Raw genomic sequence first — 6,319 nt, forward strand, 5'->3', positions numbered from 1 at the left:
GGCCGACGGCCCCGCCGCGGGTGCGGCCGGCGCCGCATGCGCCGCGGAAGCGCCCGCGCCGATCGAAGCTGCGTGCTCCATCTCAGGCGGTCTGGCGCGGCGTGGTGGCGGCGAGCGACACCGTCGAGAGCGAGCTGGCCAGGTCCGGCTTCGGCGGCGCCGATGCAGCGGCGGCCGGTGCGGCCTCAGCCGCGTCAGCGCCAGTCGCCGAAGTGGCTGCCGGCTTCAGGCTGGAACCGAATCCACCGGCGGCAGCCGCCGGTGGTGTGGCGGCAGGCTTCGGGAGGGAGCGGGCCGACAGGTCGGCGGAAGGGCGGGCGACATGCATGGTGGTGTCATGTGGGGGTTGCGATGAGAGTGAATTGTTCTCATCGCGAGCCCGGCCGATCGCCGGAAAAGCATGTCGCGCGATGGCCGCAGGGGGGCCTTGGGTGATGGATATCACCCACGCGCTGGGTGCGCTGGCAGACAGACGGCGAGCGCAGCGCCTGCGAATGTCCTTGCATCGGCGGCGCCAGAGTGACACCGCCTGCCGAGCTACGTATGCGTCAACGGGTGCAGCCGCAGTCCACCCGCTCCCGTCCGCCTCCCCTTCCCAGCTCAAAGGAGCTCTCTCATGAGACTCGTTCATTTGCCACGTCTGTCCATCCTGGCGCTCGCAGTGCTTCTCGCCACCGGCTGCGCATCCGGCCCGCCGCCCACCGAACAGATGGCCGCCGCAAAGGCCGCGGTCGACAGCGCCGATGCCACCGGCGCACCGGCCTACGCGCCGACCGAGACCCGGCTGGCCGCCGACAAGCTCGCCGGGGCAAAGAAGGCCCTCGCCGACAAGGACTACGTGCTGGCGAAGCAGCTTGCCGACGAGAGCCAGCTCGACGCGCAGCTCGCCGTGCGCAAGATGCAGACCGCCAAATCCAGCCAGGCAGCCGACGAGGCCCGCAAGGCCGTGTCCACCGGAGTCAAGCCATGAACCCCATCCGCCACACCATCCACCCGCTTGTCACCGCCACCGCGCTCGCCGCCGTGTTGATGGGCTGCAGCACCGTGCCCGCGCCGAATGCCGCGCTCGACCGCGCACGCGCCAGCTACCGGCAGCTGGAGACCGACCCGAAGGCCAACGAGTTCGCCGCCCCGGAGATGACGCAGGCGCGCGATGCGCTGACCAGCGCCGAAGCGTCGCGCACCCGCGGCGACACCTTGCGCAGCGTCGACCACTACGCCTACCTGGCACAGCAGCGCGTGGCGATCGCGCGCGAAGCCACCAGCGCGCGCACCTGGGACAAGGCCGCGGCCGATGCCAAGGCCGCAGGTGTGGGCAACAAGGCGGCAAGCGATGTCGCGAAGGCCCAGCAGGCGACGCAGGACAAGGGCATGGAGCTCGCCGCCGCCAACGCCAATGCGCAGCAGGACAGGGCGCGGGCCGACGCACTCGCGCTGCAGCTGAAGGAGCTCGGCTCGAAGCAGACCGACCGCGGCGACGTGCTGACGCTCGGCGACGTGCTGTTCGATTCGAACCGCGCCGCGCTGAGTTCCGGCGGCGCCCGGGCGCTGAACAAGCTCGCGGACTTCATGCGCCAGCATCCGAAGCGCACCGCAATGATCGAGGGCTTCACCGACAGCCGCGGCACCGAGACCGGCAACTTCGAGTTGTCGACGCGGCGCGCCGAGGCCTTGCGGACGGCCTTGGTCGACCAGGGCATCGCCGTGCAGCGGCTGACGACGCGCGGCTTCGGCGAGGCCTACCCGGTGGCCACCAACGACACCGAAGCCGGCCGGCAGATGAACCGCCGCGTCGAGGTGGTTCTGTCGAATGAAGACGGCGTTGTCAAGGCGCGTTGAGCCGACCGACGCCAGCCGGCCGCGCCCCACCGGGCCGGCCGTGCTGCGCGATGCCGAAGACATCGCCACCGGCCTGCTCGGGGCGCCGTACGCGTCGCTGGACGAACGCACCCGGAAGGTGGCGCGCCATGTCGCGAAACGCGAGCACATCGCGCGGCCGGTCCACGACGACCCGGACGCTGCGCCCGACCGCTCGGCACGTGCCGCCGACGCCGTGGCGCGCTTCGGAGGCTCGTGGGTCTTCATCGGCCTGTTCGGGGCCACCATGGTCGGCTGGGTCGGCCTGAACGCATGGCTGCTCGGCCAGCGCGGCAGCACCTTCGACCCCTATCCCTACATCCTGCTGAATCTCTTCCTGTCGATGCTCGCGGCCATCCAGGCGCCGGTGATCCTGATGTCGCAGAACCGGCAGGCCGAGAAGGACCGCGCCCATGCGGAGCACGACTACGAGGTCAACCTGAAGGCGGAACTCGAGATCATGCTGCTGCACGACAAGCTCGATCTGCTGCGCGAAGGGCAGTGGCGCGAACTGCTGGACATGCAGGCCGAGCAGCTGCGGCTGCTGGAGCACCTGGTGCGCCCGGCGCAGGCACCCGTCGCGCCGGGATCTCCCGGCGCCCACGTTGCCGGCGATCGCACCGGCCGAGGCTGACCGGAACCGCAAGCGCTGAAACGGCGGGTCAGGCCGCCTCGGCGTGGACGCGGCAATCGGCGGCATAACAGCTGCACGCGGCCGCCTCGAGCCCGGCCCGGTCCGTCACGCGCAGCTCGCCGCGGTGGTAGTCGATCAGCCCGGCGCGCTGCAGCAAGCCGGCGGCGGTGGTCACGCCGACGCGCCGCACCCCGAGCATGTAGGCCAGGAACTCCTGCGTCATGTGGAAGTGGTCGGCTTGCGCGCGGTCCTGGCTCATCAGCAGCCAGCGCGCCAGGCGCGGCCCGATCAGGTGAAAGCGCAGGCAGGCCGCCGACGTCGCCAGCTGCGCCATCAGCACGTTCACGTAGCGCGCCACGCTGCGCTGCAGTGCCGCGCTACCGGCCAGTTCCCGGCGAAACGGCAGCACCGCGATGCGCCAGGCGGCACCCGGCCCCTGCACCACCGCATGCAGCGGTGCGATCGACGCACCGAGCGCGACGTGCACGCCCAGCAGCCCCTCTCGCCCGACCATGCCCACCTCCAGGCCCGGGTGCTGGTCGACGCGCGAGATCAACGACACGAAGCCCTGCGTCGGGAAGTAGACGTGCGTCGTGGACTCGCCGGGCTCGCTCAGCATCTCGGCGAGGATCAGCGGCACCTCCTCGCCGAGGGCGAGCAGGCGGCGTCGGTCCGAGGGGGGCAGCAGGTCGATCAAGCGGTTGCCGGTGGCGGTCATCCTCCAGTATGGGGCACAGCGTCGCGCATCACCGTCTGCCAGCGCACGCAATCACGCGGCGCTCAGGCGGCGATCAGGCGACGGTGCGTTCGGGCAGCAGGCGGTCGTACTCGTTCTTGACGACTGCATAGCACTCGCAGGTGCGCGCCTCCAGCCCCGGCCGGTCCAGCACCGCGATGCGCCCGCGTGCGTAGCGGATCAGCCCAGCCTTCTGCAGTTTCAATGCCGCCTCGGTGACGCCCTCGCGCCGCACGCCCAGCATGTTGGCGATCAGCTCCTGCGTCATCGTCAGCTCGGTGCCCTGCAAGCGGTCCAGGCTCAGCAGCAGCCAGCGGCACAGCTGCTGGTCCAGCGAATGGTGGCGGTTGCACACCGCCGTCTGCGCCATCTGCGTGATCAGCGCCTGTGTGTAGCGCAGCAACAGGTGCAGCACCGGCGCGCGGTTGAACTCTTCCTTGATCGTGCTCGAGCTCATCCGGTAGCCGATGCCGGCGCTTTGCACGACGGCGCGGCTGGTCGTCGATTCGCCGCCCATGAACAGCGAGATGCCGACGATGCCCTCGTTGCCGACCACCGCGATCTCGGCCGACGCGCCGTTCTCCATCACGTACAGCAGCGAGATGATGGCCGTGGTCGGGAAATAGACATGGCTGAGCGTGCGCCCGGGCTCGTACAGCACCTGGCCGAGCGGCATGTCCACCCACTCCAGCATCGGCAGCCAGCGCGCGAGGTCTTCTTCGGGCAGCGCGGCGAGCAGCTGGTTCTGCGTCGGTCTGTGCGCCGGCTTTTGCGCCGGTTCGTGGGGGTGTGACAGGATCATGCGAGGCGGCTCCCTTGTCGGTGCAGGAACCTCGGCGAGCGAGTCTCGCGTGGCTCCGCCCGCGTCGAAGACTATAGGCGCTGGTGGGGTCTGGTCTGTGCGCTATCGAACAAATCAATCGTCAAAGCGAGGCGGTGTTCGCCAACGCACAGACCGGGTCGCGGTCGATGGGCACAGTCCGACATCCGAGCACAGCCCACAACAAGACCGACCCACCGTCCGCCGGTGGCAACGGTGCTTCCCGCCCCGCATGCGCTCCCGACTCCGAGGAGCCTCGCCATGTCCGCTTCCCTCCACCCGCTCCACGTGATCGGCTTGCCGTTCCGCCCGCGCCCGGCCCCGCCCGCGGACCAGGAGCAGGCCAACCGCAGCGCGCTGGCCGTGTTGCGCAAGGCGAACGCGCAGTTGCTGCGCGCCCTCGCCGACGCGCAGGACGCACGACGCATCGCCGAGTTGCTGAACCAGCGGCAGGCCGAGCAGATGGCGATCGTCGCGCACGAGTTGCGCAACCCGCTGATGACGCTGTGCACCACCGCCATCCTGCTGGCGCGCCTGCCGCCGGAGCAGGCGCCCCAGTTGCTGGCCATCATCGAACGGCAGACCGTGCGCATGACGCGCGTGATCGATGACCTGCTCGACGTGTCGCGCGTCAACGCCGGCAAGCTCAGGCTGGTGCTCGGCCCGGTCGAGATCGCCGAGGTGGTCCAGGACGCGCTCGACGGCTGCCGGCCCGCGATGACCGGCCGCTTGCAGAGGCTGCAGCTCACGATGCCGCCGGCACTGGGCGAGATGCACGCCGATGGCTCGCGGCTGACGCAGATCCTCGGCAACCTGCTCGGCAACGCCTCGAAGTACACGCCGTGCGGCGGCACGATCGGGCTGGCGGTGTCGCGCCAGCAGGACAGCATCGTGTTCACCGTCACCGACGACGGCATCGGGATGACGCCGCAGGCGCTGCTCCAGGTCTTCGACCCGTTCGTGCAGGAAGCGCATGCACTGAACTTCAACCGTGACGGTCTCGGGCTCGGCCTCGCGGTGGTGCGCGAACTGACCCGCGCCCACGGCGGCCGGGTGGAAGGCCACAGCGACGGGCTCGGCTGCGGCAGCCGCTTCGTCGTGGCGATCCCGGCGGACGCCGGGCCGGTGTCCGCGGCTCAGTCGACCAGCAACCGGTAGCCGATCCCCGTCTCGGTCAGGATGTGGCGCGGCTGCGCCGAGTCGTCCTCCAGCTTCTGCCGCAGGTTGCCCATGTAGACGCGCAGGTAGTGCGTGCTTTGCGCATGCCCCGGCCCCCACACCTCGCGCAGCAGGTGCGGATGCGTCAGCACGCGGCCGGCATTCGCGATCAGCACGCCGAGCAGCCGGTACTCGATCGGCGTCAGGTGCACCTCGGCGCCGCGCCGGCGCACCACGCGCGCCGACAGGTCGACCTCGACCTCGCCGAAGCGGAACAGCGCATCGGCCGGCGCCCGCCCGGCCCGCATGCGGCGCAGGTTGGCCCGCGTGCGCGCGAGCAACTCGGCCACGCCGAACGGCTTGGTGATGAAGTCGTCGGCGCCGGCGTCGAGGGCGGCCACCTTGTCGCTCTCCTGCGTGCGCGCCGACAGCACGATGACCGGCACGCCCGACCAGCCGCGCAGCTGGCGGATGAAGTCGACGCCATCGCCATCGGGCAGGCCGAGGTCGGCGATCACCAGGTCGGGCCGCCGCGTGCCGGCTTCGATCAGCCCCTGCTTCACGGTGCCGGCCTCGAACACCTGCCAGCCCTCGCCCTCCAGCGAGTGGCGGACGAACTGGCGGATCTCGCGCTCGTCCTCGAGCACCAGCGCGATCGGCAGCGGCGTGGACATCAGGTCTCCTGCGGCAGGGGGGTGAGCGGTGAGGAAGAAGTGAGGAGGGATTGTCACAGCCATTCGTGCCACGATGTCCGACCGCAACCCACCGGAGCGACCCATGAGCGACGACACCCCTCCCGACCTGGCCGCCGGCATCCCGCTCGAGCGCATCGCCGACGGGGCGATGCTCGCCGGCCGGATCGACGGCGAAGACGCGCTGCTGGTGCGCCAGGGCGATGCGGTCTTCGCGATCGGCGCGCAGTGCACCCACTACCACGCCGCGCTGGCCGACGGCCTGCTCGACGGCCACGTGCTGCACTGCCCGATGCACCATGCGCAGTTCGACATCCGCAGCGGAACGGCGCTGTGCGCGCCGGCGCTCGACGACCTGCCCTGCTGGCGCGTCGAGCAGCGCGGCGGCCAGGTGTTCGCGCGCGAGCGCATCGTCGCCGCGC

The 6,319-nt window shown here is 70.7% G+C and carries 9 protein-coding genes; 5 read left to right on the top strand and 4 right to left on the bottom strand.

Translation table 11 applies throughout. The features are described 5' to 3' along the window. Positions 1-82: 82 nt before the first annotated feature. Positions 83-328, bottom strand: a complete 246-nt coding sequence (locus ACXJLU_RS32445; protein WP_457337855.1) for a hypothetical protein — start codon at positions 326-328, stop codon at positions 83-85. Positions 329-616: 288 nt separating this feature from the next. On the opposite strand from ACXJLU_RS32445, the gene ACXJLU_RS32450 reads away from it, so the two are divergent. From ACXJLU_RS32450 to ACXJLU_RS32460, 3 genes are read left to right on the top strand one after another with little or no spacing between them, the layout of a single operon-like run. Further along, a complete protein-coding gene (locus ACXJLU_RS32450) occupies positions 617-970 on the top strand; it encodes a DUF4398 domain-containing protein (RefSeq protein ID WP_457337856.1) in 354 nt (117 codons plus the stop codon). Next, entirely contained in the window at positions 967-1,839 is an 873-nt protein-coding gene (locus ACXJLU_RS32455) for an OmpA family protein (protein WP_457337857.1), read from the top strand. The genes ACXJLU_RS32450 and ACXJLU_RS32455 overlap by 4 nt, the downstream gene beginning before the upstream one ends. Positions 1,840-1,882: 43 nt before the next feature. After that, positions 1,883-2,491 carry a DUF1003 domain-containing protein gene (locus ACXJLU_RS32460; protein WP_457337863.1) on the top strand — a complete coding sequence of 203 codons (609 nt, stop codon included), beginning with the start codon at positions 1,883-1,885 and terminating at the stop codon, positions 2,489-2,491. Between the two features lie 28 nt (positions 2,492-2,519). Here the strand turns inward: ACXJLU_RS32460 and ACXJLU_RS32465 are convergent, their stop codons facing one another. Next, positions 2,520-3,209 (bottom strand): Crp/Fnr family transcriptional regulator, encoded by a 690-nt coding sequence (locus tag ACXJLU_RS32465; protein WP_457337858.1) that lies wholly within the window; start codon positions 3,207-3,209, stop codon positions 2,520-2,522. 73 nt (positions 3,210-3,282) lie between these two features. Next, positions 3,283-4,029 (bottom strand): Crp/Fnr family transcriptional regulator, encoded by a 747-nt coding sequence (locus ACXJLU_RS32470; protein WP_457337859.1) that lies wholly within the window; start codon positions 4,027-4,029, stop codon positions 3,283-3,285. A gap of 279 nt (positions 4,030-4,308) precedes the next feature. Between ACXJLU_RS32470 and ACXJLU_RS32475 the strand changes: the two genes are divergently transcribed. Then, positions 4,309-5,205: a sensor histidine kinase gene (locus ACXJLU_RS32475; RefSeq protein WP_457337860.1), complete on the top strand. Its 897-nt coding sequence runs from the start codon at positions 4,309-4,311 to the stop codon at positions 5,203-5,205. Here the strand turns inward: ACXJLU_RS32475 and kdpE are convergent. After that, positions 5,184-5,879 carry a two-component system response regulator KdpE gene (gene kdpE / locus ACXJLU_RS32480; protein WP_457337861.1) on the bottom strand — a complete coding sequence of 232 codons (696 nt, stop codon included), beginning with the start codon at positions 5,877-5,879 and terminating at the stop codon, positions 5,184-5,186. The two genes, ACXJLU_RS32475 and kdpE, sit on opposite strands and share 22 nt — an antisense overlap. Before the next feature lie 103 nt (positions 5,880-5,982). On the opposite strand from kdpE, the gene ACXJLU_RS32485 reads away from it, so the two are divergent. Continuing rightward, positions 5,983-6,319, top strand: a 337-nt coding sequence (locus ACXJLU_RS32485; RefSeq protein ID WP_457337862.1) for a Rieske 2Fe-2S domain-containing protein, incomplete at its 3' end; no start/stop codon positions are given.

This window comes from Rhizobacter sp. P5_C2 (genome assembly GCF_054049715.1).

Coding starts and splice junctions, on each gene's coding strand:
- ACXJLU_RS32445 (WP_457337855.1), bottom strand. CDS start 328: ATGCATGTCGCCCGCCCTTCCGCCGACCTGTCGGCCCGCTCCCTCCCG.
- ACXJLU_RS32450 (WP_457337856.1), top strand. CDS start 617: ATGAGACTCGTTCATTTGCCACGTCTGTCCATCCTGGCGCTCGCAGTG.
- ACXJLU_RS32455 (WP_457337857.1), top strand. CDS start 967: ATGAACCCCATCCGCCACACCATCCACCCGCTTGTCACCGCCACCGCG.
- ACXJLU_RS32465 (WP_457337858.1), bottom strand. CDS start 3,209: ATGACCGCCACCGGCAACCGCTTGATCGACCTGCTGCCCCCCTCGGAC.
- ACXJLU_RS32470 (WP_457337859.1), bottom strand. CDS start 4,029: ATGATCCTGTCACACCCCCACGAACCGGCGCAAAAGCCGGCGCACAGA.
- ACXJLU_RS32475 (WP_457337860.1), top strand. CDS start 4,309: ATGTCCGCTTCCCTCCACCCGCTCCACGTGATCGGCTTGCCGTTCCGC.
- kdpE (WP_457337861.1), bottom strand. CDS start 5,879: ATGTCCACGCCGCTGCCGATCGCGCTGGTGCTCGAGGACGAGCGCGAG.